Here is a 22,642-nt window from a genome sequence, read left to right on the forward strand (position 1 = left end):
TTTGTCTGTAACTTTACCGCCGTACGGGGTTGCACGCTGCCTGCTGCGGCACCATCCAGGCGGGTATACTCGCTGCACTGAGAGCATATTCAGAGCCTGATGACATGACCCAGATTTCCGAACGCCTGCTGGTGCAAGCCCACCTTGACGCCAAGCAGCCCACGCCGCTGACGCCAGATCAGGAGGCGTTTTACCGTGCCGAGATTGCCGCTGAGCTGAAAAAGCAGAACGCTGTGTTGGTGGCTCACTATTACTGCGATCCGGTATTGCAGGCGCTGGCGGAAGAGACCGGCGGCTGCGTATCCGACTCGCTGGAAATGGCACGCTTCGGTAATCAGCACCCGGCGCAGACGGTGCTGGTGGCGGGTGTCAAATTTATGGGTGAAACCGCGAAAATCCTCAATCCGGAAAAGCGCGTATTGATGCCTACCCTGGAGGCGACTTGCTCGCTGGATCTGGGCTGTCCGGTCGAGGAGTTTTCGGCGTTCTGCGATCAGCACCCGCAACGTACCGTGGTGGTGTATGCCAACACCTCGGCGGCGGTTAAAGCGCGTGCTGACTGGGTGGTGACGTCCAGTTGTGCCGTGGAGATCGTCGAGCATCTGATGGACAACGGTGAAAGCATCATCTGGGCGCCGGATCAGCACCTGGGGCGCTATATCCAGAACAAGACCGGCGCGGACATGCTGCTGTGGGATGGCGCCTGCATTGTTCATGAAGAATTCAAGGCCAAGCAACTGGCGGACATGAAAGCCCTGTATCCGGATGCCGCCGTGCTGGTTCACCCAGAATCACCGACCGCAGTGATCGATCTGGCCGATGCTGTCGGCTCCACCAGCCAACTGATTGCTGCTGCGCAGCGTTTGCCGAACAAGACCTTTATCGTTGCCACCGACGCCGGGATTTTCTACAAAATGCAGCAGCTGTGTCCGGGCAAGGAGTTCGTCGCCGCGCCTACCGCTGGCAACGGTGCCGCTTGCCGTAGTTGTGCACACTGCCCGTGGATGGCAATGAACACTCTGCAGCGCACCCTGGAATGCTTACGCGAGGGCCGCAACGAGATATTCGTCGATCCGGCGCTGATTCCCAAGGCGATCAAGCCGCTCAAGCGCATGCTGGACTTTACCCAGGCAGCACGCCTCAAACTTAGTGGTAACGCCTAGCGCGCCTTTGCCAAGGCGCCCATGTTGGGCTCCCTTATTGCTATGGCCAGCGACTGCTGCAGAGCGGCTTGCGTTCTAGCCCGCTACGCCGTCGATCATCTTCATCACCTTCTTTATATGCTCAGTAGCTAGCAGGGCTGTGTAGGCTTGTACCGTTACAGTCCTGGCAGCTTTGTACTGTATCGCCCACAATTCAGTGAGCTGTACCGGTGCAATTGTATGTGTCCGGTTTACTGTTACGGTTCAGTCAAGCAGGAACATGGTCATGACCAATCTGTTGCTTTATCAGCGCATTGCTCAGCAACTGGCGGAAGACATCCGCCGCGGCGTTTACCAGCCTGGTGAGCGGGTGCCTTCGGTGCGCAAGATGAGCGCGCAGTTGAGTGTCAGCCACGCTACCGTGCTGCAGGCGTATGCCAACCTGGAAGACCAGGGCCTGATTCGTGCTCGCCCGCAGTCCGGCTTTTACGTGCACCAGACCCCGGCCCTGACCGCGCCCACTCCGGATATCGCCCGCGTAGAACGCCCGGGTCTGGTGACGCGCAGCAGCATCATCAATCAGGTACTCACCGAGTCGCGCCGCGAAGGCGTTTTCCCCCTTGGTGCGGCAGTGCCGCATGTGGATTACCTGCCGGTGCGGGCATTGCACCAGCAGTTGGCCAAGGTCACCCGTTTTCACAGTGCGCGGGCCTTCAGCTATATGTTCAGCCCGGGCTTTGAGCCGCTGCGGCGTCAGGTGGCGATTCGCATGCGTGATGCCGGCGTGGTGGTCGACCCGACCGAGGTGGTGATCACCCATGGTTGTGTGGATGCCCTGCAGATGAGCCTGCGCGTGCTGACCAAGCCGGGCGATCTGATCGCCGCCGAGTCGCCGACCTATTACGGCCTGCTGCAACTGGCTGATCTGCTCGGTCTGAAAGTTATCGAGATTCCCAGCGACCCAACCACCGGTATCAGCCTGGAAGCCCTGCAATTGGCGGCCAACCAGTGGCCGATCAAGGCGCTTGTGTTGACTGCGCGGCTGAGCAACCCGCTGGGCGGCACCATTCCCGAAGAGCGTCAGCGCCAGCTGCTGCGCCTGGCCGGTGATTACGATATCCAGATCATTGAAGACGATATCTACGGTGAACTGATGTTCGAGCAGGGCCCGACCAAGGCGCTCAAATCTCATGATCGTGAAGGGCGGGTGATCTACTGTTCGAGCTTTTCCAAGACCCTGTCGCCAGGGGTGCGTATCGGCTGGATCATCGCCGGCAAGTACCAGGATGAAATTCAGCGCCTGCAAACGTTCAGCACCCATTCGGCCTGCAGCGTCACGCAGATGGCGGTGGCGGCCTATTTGGAGAATGGCGGTTACGACCGCCACCTGCGTTTTATCCGCCAGGAATACCGCAAGAATCTCAGTGCCTTCCAACTGGCGGTGCAGCAGTACTTTCCTGAAGGCACGCAGATGAGCCGGCCCAAGGGTGGCTTTATTCTGTGGGTTAGCCTACCGGCGCGGGTCAACACCAAGGACCTGCACGTGCGCGCCCTGCAGCAGGGCATCAGCATTGCGCCGGGGTTGATCTTCAGTAATACCGAGCAGTTCAACCACTGTATCCGCCTGAACTGCGGTATTCCGTGGAATCGCGAAGCCGAGCGTGCCTTGATGACCTTGGGCATGCTGGCCGGGCAGCTGTGTCAGGAGGGCGCTGCAAGTTTTTAATTCGGGGTTTAACCCGCCTCACCGCAGGGCTGCGTCTACCTGAGCGAATGGTCTGTTCCGCTCGCCCAGGAGATGCCCCCATGTCTGCTTACCCCGTATTGCTTACCCGTCCTCTGCTTGCCGGTTTTGCCGCAGGCGTATTGATCAGCCTTGGTGCCTGCAGCGCCGCTAACCCCGACGCGCCGGCCACCGAGGTTGGCGGCCCGCAGCTCAGCGATGAGGCCCACAACCGTGAACGCGCCGAGTTGCATGAGCAGCTGGCCGCGGCACCCGCTGAATTGAAACGTAAAAGCCAGGTGGCGGGCAGGGCGGTGATGCCCAGCGTGGCTTATGCGCCGATGCCGATGTCTGTGCAGGCCGATGCCTTGCCGCCGGGCTACCGTGATGAGAACCGCGAGCAGTATCAGAAGCTGGTGAGCAACCCGGTGCATGCCGTGGTCGAGGCCCCCGTGTCGACCTTTAGCATCGATGTGGATACCGGCAGCTATGCCAATGTGCGGCGTTTCCTCAATGCTGGGCAGTTGCCGCCGCAGGATGCGGTGCGTCTGGAGGAACTGGTCAATTACTTCCCCTACGCCTATCCGCTGCCCAAGGGCGATGCGCCGTTTGGCGTGCACACTGAGCTGGCAGTCACGCCGTGGAACCCCGAGAGCCGCCTGCTGCGTATCGCCATCAAGGCCTCGGATCTGCGGGTAGAGGAATTGCCGCCAGCCAATCTGGTGTTTCTGGTGGATGTCTCCGGCTCGATGGATCGCCGCGATGGCCTGCCCATGGTGCAAAGCACGTTGAAGCTGCTGGTCGAGCAGCTTCGTGCGCAGGACACCGTATCGCTGGTGGTGTATGCCGGCTCATCCAGCGTGGTGCTGCAGCCAACATCCGGCAGTGAGAAAGCCACGATCCGCGCGGCTATCGACCAGCTTGCGGCGGGCGGTTCTACGGCGGGCGAGTCGGGCATTCAGCTGGCCTATCAGCAGGCGCAGCAGGGCTTTATCGACGGCGGCATCAACCGCATCCTGTTGGCCACCGATGGCGACTTTAACGTCGGCATCAGCGATTTTGAAACGCTCAAGCAATTGGCTGCGGACAAACGCAAAACAGGCGTATCGCTGACCACGCTGGGCTTTGGCACTGATAACTACAACGAACAGCTGATGGAGCAGCTGGCCGATGCCGGCGACGGCAACTATGCCTATATCGACAATCTGCGCGAGGCACGCAAGGTGCTGGTCGATCAGCTCAGCTCGACCCTGGCGACGGTGGCCCGCGATGTGAAGATTCAGGTCGAGTTCAACCCAGCCGAGGTCAGCGAATACCGGCTGTTGGGTTATGAAAACCGTGCGCTGAAACGTGAGGATTTCAGCAACGACAAGGTCGATGCCGGCGAAATCGGCGCAGGCCATACCGTGACTGCGTTGTATGAAGTGGTGCCAGTGGGCGGCAAGGGTTGGCTGGAGCCGCTGCGCTATCAGCAAGCGGCCAAGGCCGGCAGCCCGGCGGGCGAACTGGCCTGGCTGCGCATTCGCTACAAGGCGCCAGGACAGGACATCAGCAAGCTGCTGGAGCAACCGATTCAGGCCAGTCATACGCGTGCTATCAGCCAGGTCAGTGAAGACCTGCGCTTTGCTGCAGCGGTGGCTGCCTTCGCCCAGCAACTCAAGGGCGATACCTATATCGGGCGTTTCAGCCTGGCCGACAGTGCCGAGCTGGCGCGTGCCGCCAAGGGCGATGACCGCTTCGGCCTGCGTGGCGAGTTCGTACAGCTGGTGCAACTGGCGCAGAGTCTGCAAACTGCGACAAACCGTTCAACCAGCGCACGAGTAGAGCAGTGAATCGACCCCTCACGGATGACGACGCCGCCTTGTTGCGGCGTTACCGCCGCGGTGATGCGGCGGCTTTCGCCGAGTTGTACCAGCGTCATCGGCTCGGCCTGTTTCGCTTTCTGCTCGGCCTGTGTGGCGATCACGCCCTGGCCGAGGAGGTGTTTCAGGACACCTGGATGAGCTTGATCCGCAGCCAGAGCGAACAGCGCGATAGCGTGCTGTTCAAGACCTGGCTGTACCAGATCGGCCGCAACCGCTTGATCGACACCTGGCGCAAGCATGGTCGGCACCAGGCGGGGCATGCTGAGTACGATGAACAGCAGCATGCCCCGCACGACCCGCAGCCGGGGCCTGAGCAACAGCTCAGCCTGAGCCGCGATCAGCAGCGTTTAGAGGCCGCCCTGGCGGATTTACCGGCAGAGCAGCGTGAAGTGTTTCTGTTGCGCGCCCATGGCGACATGGCGTTGGCCGAGATTGCCGAGCTGACCCAGACCCCTGCTGAAACAGTGAAAAGCCGTTTGCGCTATGCCCTGCAGAAGTTACGTCGGCTGCTGGCTGACTCGGCCGCCGAGGAGTTGTCCGTATGAACCACGATCAACATAGGCTCGATGAGCAGGAACGGCAGATGCTTGAGCATTTCCGCCAGCACAGCGTCGGCGAGCCCAGTGCGCAGCTGGATGCACAGATTCTCGCGGCGGCCAGTGCCGCAGCGCGGAGCGTGCCCGCTGCTGAGGTCAAACCTGGCCTGAGTGCGCGCTTGCACAACTGGCTGTTCGGCGCAGGGGGTCGGCAACGCTGGTCGGTGGCGTTGGCCGGGGTTGCTTGCCTGGGGATTGGCGTAAGCCTGACCTGGCGTACCTTCGAGCAGGCTCCAGATGCCTTCGATGCCGTGCCCAGTGGCGCACCGATGTCGCCGGCTGCCGCGTGGACGGCGCCGCAAGCTGCGCCGATGTCCGCGCCGTTGGCAGAATCTGCTGGGGTGGCGGATGAGGCCGAACGCTCGCGTGCGGCGCAACCCGCTCCGGTGAGCCAGGGTTACAGCAGCGATAGCGCCGAGGCGAAGGAAAAACTTTCGGTCGCTGCGCCTGATCAGCTGTTGCGTGAGGAGTCTGCGGTTGATGCATTACAGCCACAAGCTGCCCGTGCGCCAGCGGTGTCAGCGTCCGAGCAAGCGGCTGGCGCTACTGGCAGTCAAGCTGAGCAGCAGTTGCGCAGCGAGTTACAGCGGCTGTTGAAATTGCGCCGTGATGGCTGGACGGATGAGGCCGATGCCTTGTTGCTGCAACTGATGCGTGAGCACCCCGAAGTGGATATCGACGCGCAATTGCAGCATTTGCAGGCGCCCGACTGAGCCGTGTCACAGATCGCCCGGTGCCAGTGCATGCGCTGCTGCCGCGGGCTTTTGCCGCGTGCGGTTACCTGCTGTACAGATTGCAGGGTTGCCAGAGGCCTGGGCAGGGGCGAGCATAGCGGCTTATGACGCTGCCTTCGTATCTGCCATGACCATTATTCAACGCTGCGCGCTGCTACTGACCCTGCTGTCACTGGCAGCCTGTGAGCAGCCTGCCAATCCGCCTGTTCTTCCCAAAACACCGGCTGTGCACGTGCAGCCCGATTCCCCCATGAGTACCCAGACGCCGCCGGCCCCCGTCAGCCCAGCGCCCCAGGTTGAACCGTTTGAGGCGCCCAAACCGGTGAAAAACTCGGCACCTGCCAAGCCAGTTGCCGCTCCCGTCAAAGCCAAGCCCGCTGAGCCGGTGCCGGAGAAAAGAGCCCCACTGGAGTTGAGTCTGCGCCCTGATGTATTCGATCCACTGCAGCCGCTGGAACCACTCAACGACCTGTCGACGCCGTTGTTACCGCCGTTGTTTGTCGAGAAAACTGAGCCGGAAAGTCCCTTTCAGCTCAATGGTAAGCTGATCACCAACGAGCGCGGTGACGACTATTGGCAGTCGGTTGAAGGGGCGCAGTTGCAGTTCGAGTTCAAGCAGTAGCCGGCGACTGCCAACACTCGCCGGCCACAGCCCATCAGAAGCGGTAGGCCTGCTTACTGATGGCATTGAACAGGCTGTGATCCAGCCGCGTAAAGCAGGATTCGCCGGGCAGACGCACCCACAACGGTTCTTGCACCCGGTTCGGATCGTAGGCGGCCTGCTTGAGGTCGGCCTTCTTGTATTTGAAGGTGCCGGTGGTTTCCACCTCGCCGAGTAGGCGGATAAACAGCGGCGCGGCGTACACCGGCAATTCGGCATCCAGGTGCGCGGCGAGGGCGGCGCTGTCCAGTTGCTGGCCTTCGCTCAGGCGTAGTGCGGCCATGCCACAACGGCCATTGGTGCCGGGGATTTCTACGCCATACACCACCGCATCTTCCACGCCGGGGAAGGCGCCCAGGACGTTCTCCACTTCGGTAGTTGAGACGTTTTCGCCTTTCCAGCGGAAGGTATCGCCCAGGCGATCAACAAACTGCGCGTGCTTGCAGCCAATATCGCGCATCAGGTCGCCGGTGTTGAACCAGGCATCGCCCTTTTTGAATACGTTGCGCAGGATCGCCGCCTCGCTCTTGGCTGGGTCGGTGTAGCCGTCGAACGGCCATTTGGCGCTGATCTCGCTGATCAGCAGGCCCGCTTCACCTTTCTTGGTCTTTTCCAGAAAGCCTTTCTTGCCACGCACCGCTTGGTCGTTCTCCAAGTTGTAGCGCACGATGGCGTAGGTGGCGGGGGAGAAACCCACGGTGTTATCGAAGTTGAACACGTTGGTAAAACCGATATTGCCTTCGCTGGAGGCGTAGAACTCGGTGATCTGCTCGACCCCGAAGCGTGCCTTGAACTCGGCCCAGATCGAGGGCCGCAGGCCGTTGCCGATCATGCAGCGCAGGCTGTTGTTCTTCTCGGCCGGAGTCGCTGGCTGGTTAAGCAGGTAACGGCACAGCTCGCCGATATAGCCGAAGCAGGTGGCCTGATAACGCTGCACATCCGGCCAGAAGGCGCTGGCGGAGAACTTGCGGCGCAGGGCGATGGCAGCACCACCGGCCAGTGCGGCGCTCCAGCAGACGGTGACAGCGTTGTTGTGGTAGCAGGGCAGCGTCAGGTAGAGCACGTCCAGGTTGTTCAGGGTCAGCCCGGAGTGGCCGAAGCCGCCATAGGCCTTGATCCACTTGCCGTGGCTCATGATCGAGGCCTTGGGCAGACCGGTGGTGCCTGAGGTGTAGATCAGGAAACAAGGGTCCTTCATCTGCACCTTGGCGCTGTCGGGCAGGTTATCGCTGGCCTGGCTGCGCGCCAGTTGCATCAAATTGGTCCAGCCCTCGGGTGCCTGGCCGGCGTCCTGCAGGCAGTCCTGATCGGCCACCCAGTAACGCGGTGTCTGCGGGTTATTGAGTTGCTCGGCAACCTCGTTGAAGGCGGCCAGCAGTTCTTCGCCGATCAGCATAAAACCCGGCTTGACCAGATTCAGGCTGTGCGCCAGCACCTTGCCGCGCTGTGTGGTATTCACCAGCGCCCCGACTGCGCCGAGCTTGCTCAACGCCGCGAGAATGGCCAGCAACTCCAGGCGATTTTCCAGCATCACCGCCACCACGCTGCCATGGCGCACACCTTCAGCCTTGAAGGCCCAGGCCAGGCGGTTGGCCCAAGCGTTAAATTGCGCATAACTGAGGCTGCGCGATTCATCGAGCAGCGCCGGGCGCTCCGGGTGCTCCTGCGCCGCGCGCTCCAATGCCCAGGCCAGCGAGAGGTTCTTCTCGCGGTTGCGGATACCGGCGTAATACAGGCCGCGCAACAGGCGCGGTACACGCGGCAGATGCTGGGGCAGGCGGGTCAGAAAACGCAGTGGGGAAATCAGGTCGGTCTGGCTCATGGCTCTCGCGCTTATGGTTGTTATGCGGGGGCGAAGCGCAACTCTAGTTGTCAGGGCGCATCCCTGCCATGACTCTGGCGCAAGCGATACAGGGCAGATCGGCAAATACCACTGTGACGGGTTGTCGGGCCCTTTGGGTTGTGGCATTACAGCGAACACTGATTTTTATGGAACCGGCGATGAACCTGAATCAAGTCACTGTCGCGGTCAGCGACGTGCCGCGCGCGATCCGCTTTTACCAGCAGCTGGGGTTGCAACTGATCGTCGAAAGCCTGCCGGACTATGCGCGGTTCTGCTGCCCGGATGGTCAGTCCAGTTTTTCCCTGAGTCGGGTCGAACAGGTGCCTGCTAGCCAGACGCTGATTTACTTCGAATGCGCTGAACTGGACCAGACCGTCGCCCGCCTGCAGGCTCTGGGCATCGTGTTCAGCATGCCACCGACTGATCAGCCCTGGCTGTGGCGCGAAGCCTATTTACAGGACCCCGACGGCAATCCGCTGTGCCTCTACCATGCCGGAGCCAACCGTCTGAATCCACCCTGGCGGCTGAGCTGACACGCCAGGTCGGGGGGGCTGGTTTGCAGGCCACTGAAGGCGGGCTGCGGCTAGCCCCTCCCCTCTGCATTCAGTTCAACAGGTTTACCCAAAGGTCTGTGCAGAGAACAACTCGCCGTATTTCAGCTGCCTCGTTTGCACTTATCTTCGTTGCCCTGGTCCTGTTGGCGAGTGCCGACAACCGGCGCGTTGGCTACTTCGATCGGCCTCCCCATACGCGGTTGCCAGGGCAGGCCGATACTGAAGGGGCGGCTATAGCCTACTTCGCGAAAATTGCCGAGCGCATGCAACTCAGTGTGGTGAGTTATCAGCGTTATCCGTGTCACGTCTGTTGCAGATGCTGCAACGTCATCAGCTGGATATGGCACGGATCCTGGCTAAGACCCCGGAGCGTGGAACTACGCTGGTCTAACCGGCGCAGCCCTTTGTGGTGGTTCAGCCGCTGTTGCTGGTAGCCCGCGAGCCCCCTGCAACAAGTGGACTCGGTCGAACAACGGCTGCCCTTGCGTTTAGGTGCCTGGCAGAATGGTTACCGCTCACCCATGTTGCGAGACCTGCGCCTATAGGTGCAAACCCTGAGCAGCAATGTATTGAGCCAGAGCCTGAAAATGCTTCAGGCCGGGCGTCTGGAGGCGTTCTATCATCCCGATGGCCTGGCTGTACGCTATCAGGTGCAGCACCTGGGTATGCAGGGCAGCATCCTTATGCTGCCTTTGCCCCAGGAACACATGCGGCTGTATTCGCATTTTCCCGCTCAGCGGCTGAACGCTATATGCAGCGTTATGAGCAAGCGCAGACTGAGGTGATAGGACAGTAGGACTTCCGTCAGCACAGGCTGCCTTAGTCTTGTTGCGCAAATGTGCTCGGGGTGTGTGGGGGCATTTACTTGGGCGGGTTTGCCAGCCGTTGCCAGAGGTCTTGCCAATTCTGGGCCCAGCAACAGTGATGGTCATACTGCGGGAGTACCCATATCCGGGACTTATGTGCGGTAGACGAAGCTGCAACAAAGGCCTTGCCCAGTTCGGGTGGCATGATCTGATCGTGCTCGCCTAGCAGATGTATCTGTTCTACCACGGCTAATCGTTGACGCATCTGTGCAGGATTGAGTGACTCCAGCAAGGGGGTGAGCCGGTGATGAGCTGTCCAGGCCGCGTGATCAAGATTGCCCGCGACGGTGACTACACGTACGACATCATCCCGGCGTGCCGCCAACAATAAAGCTACGGCACCGCCACCCGAGTAGCCGACCAGCACCAAGCGTCGTGCACCGGCCCTGGCTTTGAGTTGCTCGGTGGCCAGATTGATGCTGTGTACCACCTCTTCGGCGAAGCGGGCTCCGGTCCAGTAATCTGGATGACAGGGTAAATGAGCGGCTCCCAGATACTGGCATGGCCGACCCAGGTAGGCCGCGTTGCCGTCAGGGTGGGCCAGTGCCAGGCGCAAAGCTATTGGGTCGAGCGGAGTCGGATCGACGGAGGGTTGGTGACGGTTGATCCAGGCCAGGCCGTCACCTTCCAGATATAGAGTTAGTTCTTCACTTTGACGCTGCGGTGTATAGGCCTGCAAGCGGAAGGCGCCAGCCTGCAATTCTGAGGCCTGCCAGTGATGGCTGCTGGCCAGCGCATTGGCATTCTGGCGGCGCGCCTCTGGGCTGGGGAGTGTGTTACAGGCCGTGAGCAGAAGCACCAGGCACCATGCAAGGCGAAGTCCCGGGCGTGTAGAGGGGCTGGCCTCTGTAAACCGTACTATGGAGGCTAATCCCGGTAACCAGATGGGCTTAAGGTCGTGCCGGTTTCGGCAGGATAGTTGAGTCATGCTCGCTCACGCCCTTGGAAATCAAGGCCACGGCATATTATGTAGTGGCCTTGAACGTTACCGGACCTAGAACGCCCAGCGTGCCTTGAGCGATGCACCCTGGTTAGTAAAGTCGCTGCGAACTTCGGCGTCATAACGCAGGCTGACCTCGGTGCCACCGGGCAGGGTGTGGCTCAGGCCAAGACCGGCACGGGCCAGCCAAGGCTCGAGTTCAAGCCCCTCAGTGCTGAAAGTGGCAGTCGCTGCGCCAGCATAGGCAGACGTGATGGAGTTGCTCTCGTTGATGGCGTCATAGCCGCCACCCAGGTTAGCGCTTAGCACAGTACTGCTGTTCAGGGCGTAATCGAGCTTGCCGTCGAGGCTCATAAGCAGTGCTTCAGTATCACGGCTGTTGACATCCAGATTGAGCAGTCCGGCGCCCTTTTCTGCATAGGAGTCATCGCCGATCCAGGTGTAATCGACGCGGGCCGAGGGGGTGAAGGTCAGCTGCTCGGTCAGACGCAGGTCGTGAGCAATGCCAACGCCGGCATGGGCGCTGTAGCCGTCGTAGTCGGATTTGGCTGTGGTGCCGGCAAAGCCGATGCTGCGTTGCCCCTCGGTGCGGTTCTGGCCAACATCGAGTTGGAAGTTCAATTCGGTGGCAGGCGTCAGGGCGTAGCTGCCGTAGCCGATCAACTGGTAGGTGTCGATCTCGGCGCTTTGCGGGGCAATGGTGGAGTCGCTATTGATGTCGGTTGTGGCATAGGCGAAGGCCAACCCGAGGCGGGCATTGTCCGAGACAGCAGTATCGAGACCCAGCGCCAAACCTTTGCTGTCGGCGTCGAAGCCGGCCACGCCATTGCGCTGATTTTGGTCGGCCCAAGAACCGAAGCTCTTGATCCATAACTGCTGTTCGCTGAGCAGCGAATCGCCTGAAGACAGGCCGCTGGTGCTGCCCTGGCGGGCCTGAATCACATCATTGATAGCGGCAAGGCTGTTGCTGATGGCGTTGGTACTGGCACCGGTTAGCAGCGGCAAGGTCTGGCTGGCGGCGTCGGAGCGCAGCTGACTGGTGTTTAGGCCACTGAACAGGGCGAGTAATTGCGGCGTCGCATCAATCACGCGGGCGCCAGCCAAAGCGGGGTTGTTACCCTGCAAGGTGGCAGAGTTAAGTACCCCGCCGACTGTTGCCGGTGGTGCTGGCGGTGCCGCGTAGAACTGACCGTCACCATTGGTGTAGAAGACCAGGTTCAGCGGGGTGCCCAGAGTATCGCCCGTGCCAAAGGTGGAAATGACGATGCTGTAAATCTGCCCACCGGTGACGCTAAGACCCACTTGCGGGCAGAGGTCAGGGCTGCCTCCGCAACTGACGTTGGCACCCGCACCGAGAATGCTTTCATGGCCCCCCAGAGTGGTATCGTCGTTACCCGCCAACGCACCTGCACCCGGTGTGTTTGGGTTGAAGAAACCACTGTACACAATCATCACCGAGTCAGTCGGTGCCTGGCTCTGACCGAAAATAAAGGAGGCATTGCTGAGGGTCGGAACGAAATAAGCCACCGCATAGTTGAAGGGATTGGCGCCGCTCGTCAGGACGCTGGGATTGGCAAGTACTCCAGAACCCAGAGAACCTGTGTTGAGCTGCATCGTACCGGTGGTAGCCGTAGCCCCGTTGACGCTGAAGGTGTAAACGCTGGGCGTGGCATGACTCATGGACGCGTGCAGCAAGGCGCTGAGCAGGCCTGTGGCCAGGGCACATTTCTTGAATTGAAAGAGCGGAGACAGTGTGCGGCTCATGGTGATTCCATCGACAGTCAGAGGCGTGCCCACAGCATTGTCAGGTTGCGGGCACCGGTTTGAGATGGCGCGATGCTATCAGTGAGTGCACAGGGCGAAACTGAGCAAATCTGAGCAAATAGGCCGCTTTCAGTCGAGCAGGCAGGCTTGGGCGTAGAAGCAATAACCTTGGTTGCGCAGGGTCTTGACGGGCAGCGGCAGGCCGCTGGCCTGTTCCACATTGCGCCGTAGGCGGCGTATCTGCGTGTCGAGGCGACGTTGGTCATAGGCAAGAAAGTCCTCACCCAGGGCCGTGACGATCTGCTGGCGGCTGACGCATTCCCCGGCCTGCGCCATCAAACAGTGCAGCACGCGCAGGTCTTGCTGGGAGAGTGGCACCGGTGGCGCATTGGGCGGGGTAAGGCGTCGCGGGCCAAGCTGCAAGGTCCAGGACTGCTCTTCGGCATCAAACGCCAGGCGTCGTTGCAATGAAGCCAGGGTGGCGGCCAGTTCATCGAGGTCGCAGCCTTTGTTCAGGTAGTGGTCGGCACCGATGTCCAACCCTTGAATGCGTGCGGCAGCACCACCACCACGGGCGGTGAATACGAGAATGCCCGAGCGGTGGCCAGACTGGCGCAGGCGCTGGATTAAGTGCAGACCGTCACCATCCGGCAGCCCTAGGTCGAGCACGGCCAGCTTGTGCTGCTGGGGCTGAAACAGACGCTGAAACGCTTCAAGATCGGCCGCTGCCGTGGTGGTGTAACCGCAATCATCGAGAAACTCGCAGAGTTCCTGGCGCAGTATGGGGTCGTCTTCGAGGAGGATCAGGCCGGTCATCGCAAGGCATCTCGGGGCAGGGCGTCGGTGGCTTGACAACGCTTGAGCGGGCGCATGGTAGCATCGCCCGCCATGAAAACAATTCAGCATTTCCTCCTCTTCTGGCTGCTTGGGCTGCCGGGTTTTGTTCAGGCCGCGGCGTTACAATTGCAGACGGGGGGCGGTGCAATTCCGGTCAGCGGTTATCTGCAGCGTCTGGATGACCCCCACGCCGTGTTGAGCGCGCAGCAGGCTTTGCAAGCCGAAGGCTGGCAGGCACTGCCATCGAGCCTCAGTGCCGGCTACACCAGCGGCTATGTCTGGTTACGCCTGGAGGTTAGGCCAACCGATGCAGGTGAGCAGCGCTGGATGCTGCGCCTGAGCAATGCCTTGCTCGACGATGTGCGTTTGTATCAGCGCGGTGCTGATGGCACATGGCAGGAAAGGCGTTCAGGCGAGAACCTGGCGCGTGAGCTATGGCCCATCGACTATCGCTCGGCGGTATTTCCCCTGCGCCTGCAAGGTCAGCAGAACGAGGTGGTGCTGTTACGTTTGCAGACCAAGAATGCCTTGTCAGTCAGCCTGGACTTCATGGAGGCGACGGAGTTCGGCCAAGCCGGGCGGCGCGAGTACATTGCCTATGGGCTGTATTTCGGCATTTACCTCATGCTGTTTGGTTTTCATGTGATTTTCTGGCGCATGACTCAAGCGCCAGAGAGCGGCTGGTATCTGGCCTACGTGGGCTGTTGCGTATGGATTGAGGGGTTGACGATAGGCTTGCCCCAGCAATTGCTTGGCATTCCGGTTCAGCTGAGCGATCCCTTGCTGGGCGTAGCAATGGCACTGAGTCTGCCGATCGGAACTGTTTTTGCCTGTCGCCAATTAGCCTTGGCTCAGGTTTACAACAGATTAGCTAACGGGTTGGTCGCTTTATCCTGGCTGCTGGGCGGCTTGGCCGCCATAGCCGTTCTGCTCGGTTTTTTCCGCCAGGCGGTGCCCGTGGTGCTGAGCGTTTCGCTGGCAAGCATTCCTCTCATGGTGACAGTCGCTACCTGGCTGCTGTGGCGCGGTCATCGACCGGCGCGCTTTTACCTGCTGGCTTTCGGCGTTTTTTATGCAGGCGTCCTGGTGGCCTTCTTGCGCAATTTCGGCGTGGTACCGGCGAATTTATGGACAGATCATGCGGTGGCACTTGGCACGCTGTTGCACATGGGTGCAATGAGCCTGCGCATCATCAGTCATTACAACCGTCTCAAGCGGGACAAGCACTTGGCTCAGGCGCAGAACACTGCGCTGATTCAGCAGCAGAATGCGCATTTGGAGTCACAGGTTGCCTTGCGCACCTTTGAACTCAATCAGGAGTTGCTGCGCCGCGAGCAACTGGAACAGGAACTGCGCGCTACGCTGAGGCGCGAACAGCAAGTGCGTGAAGAGCAGAGCGACTTCGTCGCCATGGTTTCCCATGAGTTCCGTACGCCACTGGCGATCATTGCCACTTCTGCGCAGCAGCTGGGGCGCAAGCTGGATGCACCTGCAGAAAAGAACCTGCGCCGTTGCCAGAACATTCGCGATGCTGCCGCGCGCCTGCTGGCGCTGGTAGACGATTACCTGACCCACGACCGTATGGCTGAGCCGCAGCCGATATCCCGCTTCGCAGCGTGCGACCTGGCGGCACTGCTGAATGGTCTACGGGCCGATTTCCCAGCCGAGCGTATTCTGTTCGATCAGCGTTTGAGCGCCGAGACTTACTGGTGTGATGTGGGCCTGTTACACGTGGCGGTGCGCAACCTGCTGGCGAATGCCGACCGCTATGCGCCCCAGGGCGTACCGGTAAGGCTGGTGGTACGTGAAGAGGGCGGGGTAATCCTTATTAGTGTGAGCCATCCTGGCGCGCTTATCGCCGAGGATGAGCGTGGTCGGTTTTTCCACAAGTATTACCGTGGACGCCATGCGCAGAGCACGACGGGGGCAGGCTTGGGGTTGTATATGGTGCGACGCATCGCTCAGCTTCACGGTGGCGATGCGACGCTGACTAGTTTTGGCGGGGGTGAGGTCATCTGCTTCCGCCTTAGCCTGCGTTTGGCGGCCTGCGGGTATGATTCGAGCTGTACGTTGCCCGTTCAGGCAACCTTGGAGAGGCTAGGCTAGGTGCTGCTCGCCGATGGGGCGGTAGTCGGGCTTCAAGCGAACAGCCCTTTGTGCAACGCCAACACATTGGGTTGAGCCGCGTCCGAATCTCCAGTTGTATTCGCTATCCACACGCTCAACCCTGTACGAGGCGAAACACACACCGACCTTGAGGCCGGTGTGTATTCAGCAGGCCTCAGTCGACAAACAGATCGTTCATCAGTTTGCCGGCCGGATCAAAGCGGTACTGCTCGAAGTCTTGCTGGCCCTGCTCTCGGAGAATTTCTTCGTCGATCAGCAGGCGCCCGCTGATGCTGCGTTCGCTGCTGGACAGGATGGCATGGGCGGCATCGGCCATGATCGCCGGCAGGCGTGCGGCCTTCATCACGGCCGGGCCGCCGGCTTCGAATTCGATGGCGGCGGTGGCGATCACCGTTTTGGGCCAGAGCGAGTTGACGCTGATGCCGTACTTTTTGAATTCCTCATGCATACCTAAGGTCAGCATGCTCATGCCGTATTTGGTGCTGGTATAGGGGCCGTAGGTGGCGAACCACTTGGGGTCGAGGTTAAGCGGAGGCGACAGGCTGAGAATATGGCCCTTGCTCTGCTTAAGGTAGGGCAACGCCGCCTGGCTGCAGACCATCACCGCGCGGGTGTTGATCTGGAACATCAGGTCGAAGCGTTTGGGCGGTAGGTGCTCAACGCCCATCAGCTTGATTGCGCCGGCATTGTTGATGACAGCATCGATGCTGCCGAAGTGCTCGAAGGCATTGGCCATGGCCGCCTTTACCGCGTCCTCGTCGCGCACATCCAATTGCAGGGCCAGGGCTTTGCCGCCGGCAGCTTCGACTTCGGCGGCTACCGAGTGAATGGTGCCTGGCAGTTTGGCGTGGGGCTCGGCGCTTTTGGCTGCAATCACGATATTGGCGCCCTCACGCGCGGCGCGCAGGGCGATTTCACGGCCGATGCCACGGCTGGCGCCGGTGATAAATAGGGTTTTGCCTTGCAGTGACATATGTGTTCTCTCGCTTTTTATGGTTTTTGTGGGAGGTGCCGGGCGGCGATCCGCTTTAGCCGCGACAAGTAACTAATTAGTCGTGGCTAAAGCCCCTCCCACGGGATGCGATCAGCTTTCGCTGGCTTCGATTTCCACCAGCAACTGACGGTTCTTCACCTGATCGCCGCGGCTCACGCCAATGCGGCGTACCACGCCGTCGATACTGGCCTTGAGCGGGTGTTCCATCTTCATCGCTTCCAGCACCACCAGCAGTTGGCCTTTGCTGACCGTGGTGCCTTCTTCGACCAGCACTTCGACAATTGCCCCGTCCATCGGTGCTTTCACGCTGCCCGAGCCGGCACCTGCGGCGCTGCTGACGGGCAGGTGGGTGATATCGGTGAGCTGCAGGTTGCCGTTATGGCCGTACAGCCAGAGCTGTTCTCCGGCCAGGTGGTAGGCCAGGCGCTGGCGAATGCCATCCAGCTCCAGAGTGACCCAGCGGCCGTCGCTGGCCAGCAGTTTGAGGCTGACCTGCTGCTCGGCAATGCTCGCCAGCAGGCTGGGCTGTGGACCGGCGGCCTGCACGTGCAGCTCCACGCTGAAGGTCTGCTCGCCCTGCTTGAGCAGAAAGCGCCAGGGCGCGCTGCCGGCATTGCGCCAGCCGGAGAGGCCCGGTTGGTGGGCGCGGGCATTGGCCGACTGCTGGAACAGCAGGGCAGCGGCGGTGGCTAACTCGGCCACCTTTGGTGGTTGTGGGCTCAGGCTCGGGTCGCTGGCGAAATGCTCGGCGATAAACGCGGTGGTGGCATTGCCGGCGGCAAACTCGGGGTGGCTGAGTAGGTTGGCGAGAAAACGCTGGTTGCCGTTGACGCCCAGCAGCACGCAATCCTCAACCGCACGCACCAACTTGCGCCGGGCTTCTTCGCGGGTGGCACCGTAGGCAATCACCTTGGCCAGCATCGGGTCATAGAACGGCGTGATGGCTTGGCCTTCGACCAGGCCGTGGTCGATGCGAATGCCGTCGCGCAGCGCCGGCTCCCAACGCAGTGCAGTGCCGGTTTGCGGCAGGAAATTCTGCGTGGCGTCTTCGGCGTACAGGCGCACTTCCATGGCGTGGCCGGTGAGGCGGATCTCATCCTGTTTAAGCGGCAGCGGCTGGCCTTCGGCCACGCGAATCTGCCAGGCGACCAGATCCTGGCCGGTGATCAGTTCGGTGACCGGATGCTCCACCTGTAGACGGGTGTTCATTTCCAGAAAGAAGAACTCGCCGCTCTGATCGAGGAGAAACTCCACGGTGCCGGCTCCGACGTAATTCACCGACGCGGCCGCTTTCACCGCTGCCTCGCCCATGGCTTGGCGCAGCTCGGGCGTCATCACCGGGCAGGGCGCTTCCTCGACCACCTTCTGGTGGCGGCGCTGCACCGAGCAGTCGCGCTCACCGAGATAAACGATGCTGCCGTGCGCATCGCCAAATACCTGGATTTCCACATGGCGTGGCTGAATTACCGCACGTTCGAGAATCAGTTCGCCGGAGCCGAAGGCGTTCTGTGCCTCCGAGCGGGCGGTGCGAATCTGCGCCAGCAGCTCGCTGGATTCGTGTACCAGACGCATGCCACGGCCACCGCCACCGGCACTGGCCTTGATCATCAGTGGGTAGCCGATGCGACCGGCTTCGCGGCTCAGGGTGTCGTCATCCTGGGCTGCGCCTTCGTAGCCTGGAATGCACGGCACGCCGGCTTCGAGCATGGCGATCTTCGACAGGCGCTTGCTGCCCATCAGGTGGATGGCTTCCACGGTCGGGCCGATAAATACGATACCTGCGGCCTCACAGGCACGGGCGAAGTCGGCGTTTTCCGAGAGAAAACCGTAGCCGGGGTGGATCGCATCAGCCCCGGTTTTCTGCGCTGCCTTGATAATGTTGTCGATGACGAGATAGGACTGGTTGACCTGGGCCGGGCCGATGCACACGGCTTCATCGGCTTCCTGCACATGGCGTGCGCCGGCGTCGGCTTCCGAATAGACGGCCACGGTGCGATAGCCGAGGTCCTGGGCGGTGCGCATCACCCGGCAGGCGATTTCCCCGCGGTTGGCGATCAGAATTTTGTTAAAGGCGGGCATCTGTGTGCTCCTGCTGGGGTCGTAAGCCTGGCGATCAGGTCATGTTGTAGGGGGCTTATTCAGCAGCCCACTTCGGCGCGCGTTTCTGCATAAAGGCCATGGTGCCCTCGATGCCTTCGCCGCCGGTTACCGCTGCAGCAAACTGCTCGGCGGCGCGGTCCAGCAGTGGTCCGAGTGCTTCGTTTTCTGCGGCCAGCAGCAGGGCCTTGGTCTGGGCATTGGCTTGCGGCGCGCATTGGCGTACTTGGCTGAGTACCTGGTGCAAACGGGCGTCGACGGCTTCGCTATCAGCTTCGCTGAAATGCACCAGGCCCAGGCGTTCGGCTTCGCTGCCATTGAAGCGGGCGGCGGTTAGGGCCAGGCGGCGGGTCTGGGTCAGGCCGACGCGCCGCACCACAAAGGGTGCAATCTGTGCCGGGAGAATCCCGAGGGTGGTTTCCGGCAGGCCGAACTTGGCGTCCTGCTGGCAGATGGCGATATCCGACACGCAGGCCAGGCCGAAGCCGCCGCCCAGTACTGCGCCTTCCAGCACGGCAATCAGCACCTGTGGCGTGTTCTGCGCTTCTTCCAGCAAGCTGCCGAAGGCGCGGTTCAGGCTGCGGTATGCGTCGCCACCCGCCGCTCGGGCGCCAGCCATATCCTTGATATCGCCACCGGCGCAGAAATGCCCACCGGCACCGCGTAGCACAATGGCGCGCACGCTGGCGTCGTGGCGCACACTTTCCAGTACCGCGCGCAGTTCACCGACCATGGCCAGGCTCATGGCGTTGCGGCTGTCCGGGCGGTTGAGGGTGACGTGCAGCACGCCGGCGTCGCGGCTCAGCAGCAAAGTTTCACAGTTCGGTAGGTCGGCCATGGCAGGCTCCTTGATGTATACGCAAGGGGTGTCCGTAGGGTGGATCACGCTGTATTGATCCACCATGACGGTGAACCTAAAAAGCGACGTACACCCTACGGTTTTTCCGCTCTTAGCCCTTCTTTATGGCCTGCCATCCCTGGCGGCCACCCTTCGGGCCGTCGCTGTGCGACGTTAAAAATAGTTCCCGGCTATTTTTTATGGCCTGCCATCCTTGGCGGCCACCCTTCGGGCCGTCGCTGTGCGACGTTAAAAATAGCTCCCGGCTATTTTTTCTTACCCGGCAGAATGCCCATCAGCTTGCAGATAATGCCCAGCATGATTTCGTCCGCACCGCCGCCGATGCTCACCAGGCGCACGTCGCGGTAGGCGCGGGCCACCGGGTTTTCCCACATGTAGCCCATGCCGCCCCAGTACTGCAGGCAGCTGTCGGTGACTTCACGGCCCAGGCGGCCGGCCTTGAGTTTGGCCATCGAGGCCAGGTTGGTGACGTCACGGCCGCGCACGTACTGTTCGGTGGCCTGGTAGACCAGGGCACGCAGGCACTCGACTTCGGTCTGCAACTCGGCCATGCGGAAGTGGATGACCTGGTTGTCGATCAGCGCATTGCCGAAGGTTTTGCGCTCTTTGCAGTAGTCGATGGTGGCGTTGATGCAGTGCTCCAGGCCCTTGATCATATTGGCCGCGCCGAACAGCCGCTCTTCCTGGAACTGCAGCATCTGCATCATAAAGCCCGCGCCTTCGTGGCCGATGCGGTAGCGCTGCGGCACGCGCACGTTGTCGAAGAACACCTGGGCGGTCTCCGAACTGCGCATGCCGAGTTTGTCCAGGTGCGGGCTGACGGTGATGCCAGGGGTGTTCATCGGCACCATGATCAACGACTTGTTGACGTGCGGCTTATCGTCCGAGGTATTGGCCAGCAGGCAGATAAAGTCAGCAGACGGCGAGTTGGTGATCCACATCTTGCTGCCGTTGATCACATAGTCGCTGCCGTCTTTCTTGGCGGTGGTTTTCAGCCCGGCCACATCCGAACCGGCGCCGACTTCGGATACGCCGATACAGCCGACCATCTCGCCAGTGATTGCCGGCTTTAAGAATTCTTCACGCAGCTCATCGGAGCCGAAGCGCGCCAGGGCAGGGGTACACATGTCGGTCTGCACGCCGATGGACATCGGGATACCGCCGCAGATGATGGTGCCGAATTCTTCGGCCGCGACGATCGAGTAGCTGTAGTCCAGACCCATGCCGCCGAATTTCTCCGGCTTGGAGATGCCCAGCAGACCGAGGTCGCCGGCCTTCTTGAAGATATCGTGGATCGGGAAACGACCGTCCTTTTCCCATTGTTCGACATGCGGGTTGATTTCCTTGTCGACAAAGTTACGGACCGTGCGGCGCAGCTCTTCGTGTTCTTGGGTAAAGATCATTTCTTGTTCTCCGAAGGGTTACAGGCGGGCTACGCCGAAAGTGGTGGTTTTAAGCGGACGAACAGCGGCTTCGGCACAGATATCCAGCAGGTAGCCGAGCAGCTTGCGCGTATCGCGCGGGTCGATCAGGCCGTCGTCCCACAGGCTGGCGGTGCCGTAGAGCGCGGTGGATTGGCTGTCGAGTTTCTGTGCGGTGACGGTTTCCAGCATGTCGAGCATTTTCGGGTCGGCTTCTTTGCCGTCCTTCAGGTGCTTTTCTTCGGTGACGATGCGCAGCACCTTGCCGGCCTGGGTACCGCCCATGACAGCAGTTTTGCTGTTGGGCCAGGCGAAGATAAAGCGCGGGTCCAGGCCACGGCCGCACATGGCGTAGTTGCCGGCCCCGTAGGAGCCGCCGACGACGATGGTGAGTTTCGGCACGGTGGCGTTGGCCACGGCCTGAATCATCTTCGAGCCGTGCTTGATCACGCCGAGTTGTTCCGACTCGGTGCCGACCATAAAGCCGGTGGTGTTGTGGAAGAACAGGATCGGCGTATTGCTCTGCTCGCACAGCTGGATAAATTGTGCCGCCTTGGCCGCGCCTTGCGGGGTGATCGGGCCGTTGTTGCCGATAAAGCCGCAGGGCTGGCCTTCGATCTGCAAGTGGCCGCAGACCGTCTGGTTGTCGAACTCGTTCTTGAAGTCGAGAAACGCCGAACCATCCGCGATGCGGGCGATGATTTCGCGCACGTCGTAGGGTTTCTTGGCGTCTGCCGGTACCAGGCCGAGCAGTTCTTCGACCGGATACAGCGGCTCGCTGTAGGCCTTGGCTGGACGCGCCGGCAGTTGGGCATTCCACGGCAACATAGCGAGAATGTCGCGGGCGATGCGCACGCCGTCGGCGTCATTTTCGGCCAGGTATTCGGCGGTGCCGGCGACCTGGGCGTGCATCTCGGCACCACCCAGTTGCTCATCGGTGGCGATTTCGCCGGTGGCGGCTTTCAGCAGGGGCGGGCCGGCGAGGAACATCTTGGCCTTGCCACGCACCACCACCACATAGTCCGACAGCCCCGGCTGATACGCCCCGCCTGCGGTGCTGGAACCGTGCACCACGGTGATTTGCGGCAAACCCATGGCCGACATGCGCGCCTGGTTGGCAAAGCCGCGTGCGCCTTCGACAAAGATATCGGCGGCGTAGTTGAGGTTGGCGCCGCCGCTTTCGGTCAGCGCCACCACCGGCAGTTTGTTCTCGAAGGCGATCTGCTGCAGACGCAGGGTTTTCTTCAGTCCGGTGGGGGAGATGGTGCCACCCTTGATCGCACTGTTGCTGGCAGTGACCAGGCAGCGTACCCCGGCGATATAGCCAATACCGGAAATGATCCCGCCGCCAGCCTGGGTGCCGTCCTTGTCATCGTGCAGCTTGTAGCCGGCCAGCGACGAGAGTTCGAGAAACGGCGCGCCGGGGTCGAGCAGCAGATTCAGGCGTTCACGCGGCAGCAATTGGCCGCGCTTTTCGAATTTTGCTTTGGCTTCAAAGGCCTTGTTCAGGCAGTTCTGTTCGATCTGGCGAAAGCTGTCGACGGCGGCCAGCATGGCGTCGCGGTTCTTGGCGAAGTCCTCGCCGTGCAAATCGATTTCAGATTGGATAACCGGCATGG

Annotated in this window: 17 protein-coding genes; 8 read left to right on the forward strand and 9 right to left on the reverse strand. The window is 61.1% G+C overall.

Annotated features, from left to right (window positions below; genetic code table 11):
- Window positions 1–104: 104 nt before the first annotated feature.
- The 6 genes from nadA to OU997_RS16890 all read left to right on the forward strand — a co-directional run bounded on the left by nadA (window position 105) and on the right by OU997_RS16890 (window position 6,682).
- Window positions 105–1,163: a quinolinate synthase NadA gene (gene nadA / locus OU997_RS16865; protein ID WP_108486564.1), complete on the forward strand. Its 1,059-nt coding sequence runs from the start codon at window positions 105–107 to the stop codon at window positions 1,161–1,163.
- A 265-nt stretch (window positions 1,164–1,428) separates the two neighbouring features.
- Window positions 1,429–2,868, forward strand: coding sequence for a PLP-dependent aminotransferase family protein (locus tag OU997_RS16870; RefSeq protein ID WP_108486563.1), 1,440 nt, complete (start codon window positions 1,429–1,431; stop codon window positions 2,866–2,868).
- 80 nt (window positions 2,869–2,948) lie between these two features.
- Entirely contained in the window at window positions 2,949–4,697 is a 1,749-nt protein-coding gene (locus OU997_RS16875; protein ID WP_267807670.1) for a vWA domain-containing protein, read from the forward strand.
- Window positions 4,694–5,275 carry an RNA polymerase sigma factor gene (locus tag OU997_RS16880; protein ID WP_108486561.1) on the forward strand — a complete coding sequence of 194 codons (582 nt, stop codon included), beginning with the start codon at window positions 4,694–4,696 and terminating at the stop codon, window positions 5,273–5,275. The genes OU997_RS16875 and OU997_RS16880 overlap by 4 nt, the downstream gene beginning before the upstream one ends.
- On the forward strand, window positions 5,272–6,039 hold the full coding sequence (locus tag OU997_RS16885) for a hypothetical protein (protein ID WP_108486560.1): 768 nt from the start codon (window positions 5,272–5,274) through the stop codon (window positions 6,037–6,039). Before OU997_RS16880 ends, OU997_RS16885 begins: the two co-directional genes overlap by 4 nt.
- A gap of 148 nt (window positions 6,040–6,187) precedes the next feature.
- The gene (locus tag OU997_RS16890; RefSeq protein ID WP_267807673.1) at window positions 6,188–6,682 is read left to right on the forward strand and encodes a hypothetical protein; all 495 of its coding nucleotides are present in this window, start codon (window positions 6,188–6,190) and stop codon (window positions 6,680–6,682) included.
- Window positions 6,683–6,716: 34 nt separating this feature from the next.
- On the opposite strand, the gene OU997_RS16895 is transcribed toward OU997_RS16890, so the two are convergent.
- Entirely contained in the window at window positions 6,717–8,543 is a 1,827-nt protein-coding gene (locus tag OU997_RS16895; RefSeq protein WP_267807675.1) for a long-chain-acyl-CoA synthetase, read from the reverse strand.
- 179 nt (window positions 8,544–8,722) lie between these two features.
- On the opposite strand from OU997_RS16895, the gene OU997_RS16900 reads away from it, so the two are divergent.
- Window positions 8,723–9,097 (forward strand): VOC family protein, encoded by a 375-nt coding sequence (locus OU997_RS16900; protein ID WP_267807677.1) that lies wholly within the window; start codon window positions 8,723–8,725, stop codon window positions 9,095–9,097.
- A gap of 882 nt (window positions 9,098–9,979) precedes the next feature.
- On the opposite strand, the gene OU997_RS16905 is transcribed toward OU997_RS16900, so the two are convergent.
- The 3 genes from OU997_RS16905 to OU997_RS16915 form a co-directional block, all read right to left on the reverse strand.
- Window positions 9,980–10,783 carry an alpha/beta hydrolase gene (locus OU997_RS16905; protein ID WP_267807678.1) on the reverse strand — a complete coding sequence of 268 codons (804 nt, stop codon included), beginning with the start codon at window positions 10,781–10,783 and terminating at the stop codon, window positions 9,980–9,982.
- Between the two features lie 195 nt (window positions 10,784–10,978).
- Window positions 10,979–12,688: an autotransporter outer membrane beta-barrel domain-containing protein gene (locus OU997_RS16910; protein ID WP_267807679.1), complete on the reverse strand. Its 1,710-nt coding sequence runs from the start codon at window positions 12,686–12,688 to the stop codon at window positions 10,979–10,981.
- A gap of 129 nt (window positions 12,689–12,817) precedes the next feature.
- A complete protein-coding gene (locus OU997_RS16915; RefSeq protein WP_108486555.1) occupies window positions 12,818–13,504 on the reverse strand; it encodes a response regulator transcription factor in 687 nt (228 codons plus the stop codon).
- 72 nt (window positions 13,505–13,576) lie between these two features.
- On the opposite strand from OU997_RS16915, the gene OU997_RS16920 reads away from it, so the two are divergent.
- The gene (locus tag OU997_RS16920) at window positions 13,577–15,631 is read left to right on the forward strand and encodes a sensor histidine kinase (RefSeq protein ID WP_267807681.1); all 2,055 of its coding nucleotides are present in this window, start codon (window positions 13,577–13,579) and stop codon (window positions 15,629–15,631) included.
- A 175-nt stretch (window positions 15,632–15,806) separates the two neighbouring features.
- On the opposite strand, the gene OU997_RS16925 is transcribed toward OU997_RS16920, so the two are convergent.
- The 5 genes from OU997_RS16925 to atuC all read right to left on the reverse strand — a co-directional run bounded on the left by OU997_RS16925 (window position 15,807) and on the right by atuC (window position 22,640).
- Window positions 15,807–16,625 (reverse strand): SDR family oxidoreductase, encoded by an 819-nt coding sequence (locus OU997_RS16925; RefSeq protein ID WP_108486553.1) that lies wholly within the window; start codon window positions 16,623–16,625, stop codon window positions 15,807–15,809.
- Window positions 16,626–16,736: 111 nt separating this feature from the next.
- A complete protein-coding gene (locus OU997_RS16930; RefSeq protein WP_267807683.1) occupies window positions 16,737–18,725 on the reverse strand; it encodes an acetyl/propionyl/methylcrotonyl-CoA carboxylase subunit alpha in 1,989 nt (662 codons plus the stop codon).
- A 55-nt stretch (window positions 18,726–18,780) separates the two neighbouring features.
- Window positions 18,781–19,581 carry an enoyl-CoA hydratase/isomerase family protein gene (locus OU997_RS16935; RefSeq protein WP_267807684.1) on the reverse strand — a complete coding sequence of 267 codons (801 nt, stop codon included), beginning with the start codon at window positions 19,579–19,581 and terminating at the stop codon, window positions 18,781–18,783.
- A 266-nt stretch (window positions 19,582–19,847) separates the two neighbouring features.
- Window positions 19,848–21,005 carry a citronellyl-CoA dehydrogenase gene (atuD, locus tag OU997_RS16940; protein WP_267807686.1) on the reverse strand — a complete coding sequence of 386 codons (1,158 nt, stop codon included), beginning with the start codon at window positions 21,003–21,005 and terminating at the stop codon, window positions 19,848–19,850.
- Between the two features lie 18 nt (window positions 21,006–21,023).
- The gene (atuC, locus tag OU997_RS16945) at window positions 21,024–22,640 is read right to left on the reverse strand and encodes a geranyl-CoA carboxylase subunit beta (protein ID WP_267807688.1); all 1,617 of its coding nucleotides are present in this window, start codon (window positions 22,638–22,640) and stop codon (window positions 21,024–21,026) included.
- Between the last annotated feature and the right edge of the window lie 2 nt (window positions 22,641–22,642).

This window comes from Pseudomonas sp. SL4(2022), assembly GCF_026625725.1.
Taxonomy (GTDB): domain Bacteria; phylum Pseudomonadota; class Gammaproteobacteria; order Pseudomonadales; family Pseudomonadaceae; genus Aquipseudomonas.

Coding starts and splice junctions, on each gene's coding strand:
- nadA (WP_108486564.1), top strand. CDS start 105: ATGACCCAGATTTCCGAACGCCTGCTGGTGCAAGCCCACCTTGACGCC.
- OU997_RS16870 (WP_108486563.1), top strand. CDS start 1,429: ATGACCAATCTGTTGCTTTATCAGCGCATTGCTCAGCAACTGGCGGAA.
- OU997_RS16875 (WP_267807670.1), top strand. CDS start 2,949: ATGTCTGCTTACCCCGTATTGCTTACCCGTCCTCTGCTTGCCGGTTTT.
- OU997_RS16885 (WP_108486560.1), top strand. CDS start 5,272: ATGAACCACGATCAACATAGGCTCGATGAGCAGGAACGGCAGATGCTT.
- OU997_RS16890 (WP_267807673.1), top strand. CDS start 6,188: ATGACCATTATTCAACGCTGCGCGCTGCTACTGACCCTGCTGTCACTG.
- OU997_RS16895 (WP_267807675.1), bottom strand. CDS start 8,543: ATGAGCCAGACCGACCTGATTTCCCCACTGCGTTTTCTGACCCGCCTG.
- OU997_RS16900 (WP_267807677.1), top strand. CDS start 8,723: ATGAACCTGAATCAAGTCACTGTCGCGGTCAGCGACGTGCCGCGCGCG.
- OU997_RS16910 (WP_267807679.1), bottom strand. CDS start 12,688: ATGAGCCGCACACTGTCTCCGCTCTTTCAATTCAAGAAATGTGCCCTG.
- OU997_RS16915 (WP_108486555.1), bottom strand. CDS start 13,504: ATGACCGGCCTGATCCTCCTCGAAGACGACCCCATACTGCGCCAGGAA.
- OU997_RS16920 (WP_267807681.1), top strand. CDS start 13,577: ATGAAAACAATTCAGCATTTCCTCCTCTTCTGGCTGCTTGGGCTGCCG.
- OU997_RS16925 (WP_108486553.1), bottom strand. CDS start 16,625: ATGTCACTGCAAGGCAAAACCCTATTTATCACCGGCGCCAGCCGTGGC.
- OU997_RS16930 (WP_267807683.1), bottom strand. CDS start 18,725: ATGCCCGCCTTTAACAAAATTCTGATCGCCAACCGCGGGGAAATCGCC.
- OU997_RS16935 (WP_267807684.1), bottom strand. CDS start 19,581: ATGGCCGACCTACCGAACTGTGAAACTTTGCTGCTGAGCCGCGACGCC.
- atuD (WP_267807686.1), bottom strand. CDS start 21,005: ATGATCTTTACCCAAGAACACGAAGAGCTGCGCCGCACGGTCCGTAAC.
- atuC (WP_267807688.1), bottom strand. CDS start 22,640: ATGCCGGTTATCCAATCTGAAATCGATTTGCACGGCGAGGACTTCGCC.